Source organism: Streptomyces sp. 13-12-16 (assembly GCF_002114215.1).
In the GTDB taxonomy this organism is placed as follows: Bacteria; Actinomycetota; Actinomycetes; order Streptomycetales; family Streptomycetaceae; genus Streptomyces.
In genome coordinates this window covers 1-1171 of the sequence record NZ_NCTE01000567.1, presented here as the reverse complement: position 1 = coordinate 1171, position 1171 = coordinate 1, and the positions used below count along the sequence as shown (strand labels likewise).

The 1171-nt window shown below is 74.2% G+C and carries 1 protein-coding gene and 1 pseudogene; both read right to left on the bottom strand.

What is annotated here, in order from left to right; all coding sequences use genetic code 11:
• Positions 1–141 (bottom strand): annotated as a pseudogene (locus B7767_RS48245) (transposase); the annotation flags it as partial.
• Between the two features lie 129 nt (positions 142–270).
• Positions 271–1171 (bottom strand): CU044_5270 family protein (locus tag B7767_RS22685; protein WP_085573812.1); only part of this gene is annotated, 901 nt, incomplete at its 5' end.

The following is a 1171-nucleotide window of genomic DNA, read 5'->3' as shown; positions in this document are numbered from 1 at the left end:
CCCCCGGCGGGGCGTCCCCGCCTGCGAGCCGGGCAGGTACTTCCACTGGATGCCCGTATGCAGCACGGCCGGGATCCTGCGCAGCGCCTGCCGGTCCGGCACCCGCGGCCGGCCCGCCACCGGCTCCGGCTCCGGCTCCGGCTCCGGCTCCGGCTCCGGCTCCGGCAGCAGAGGATGCTGAAGGCCCAGGTCGCGGACGCGACGGCCCGGAGAGCAGCCGGTACGACGAGGGGGCGCCCGGTGCGGCGCCGGGCGCCCCCTCGCGGGTGCTCAGGGGCGGGCGCCGGGCTTGTTGACGACGCCCCAGGCGGCGCGGGCGCTGACCATCTCCCCGTCGTCCCGGGTCTCCCCCAGGTAGGCGTAGCTCTCGGGATCGAAGAAGATCTCCTGCTTGCCCTGCCAGCCCGAGGGCGTCCTCTCGGCGTAGGTCACGCTTACGCCGATCGCCGCGCGGCCGAGCGGGTCCTTCACGCCGGTCGTCACCCGGGTACCGGGGATCTTCGCGAGAGCCCGGAACAGGCCCGCCTGGACGTTCGGCGGGATCAGCACCGACCGGTACAGGACGTCGATCTCCCGCCAGTCGCGCTGTGCGCGCGTCTCCCCCTCGACGGAGCCGATGGCGTGCTCCTCGCGGATGCGCTTCATCATGCGGTCGGGGTCGCTCGGCAGGGTGGCGAGGAAGCGGTAGAACTGCCGCTGGGAGCGGTCGTCGTAGCCCTCCTTCTGCCGCTTCTCCTCCTGGTCGGGGCCGTACCAGACCTGGAGCTCGTCCGGGTCGAAGTCCGAGATGTCACCGGCCGGGGGGATGCCGGGCAGATTGGCGTGTCCGGTGCCGTCCCAGCGGGTCCACTCCTCGCTGCTCTGCGGCTTTCCCTGGTGGAAGACGGTGCTCTTCTCGTACACCCACTGCTTCGGGCCGGGTTCGGTGCCGTCGTGCTTCTCGACGGTCGCGGCGGCCAGTTCGAGGGCGTCGGCGGAGGCGTCTGCCGACAGTACCTGGGGGCCCTTCCCCGCGGAGGCGCGGGTACTGTCCTCGGGCAGGGTCGCGACGATCCCGGCGGTCACGGCGAGGGCCCCCGCGGTGGCGGCGCCGACCAGGATCATCCGGCGCCCGGGACGGGCGGCGCGCGCAGGGCGGGTCCCCTGCCGGAACGCCGCGGTGAGCCGGGCC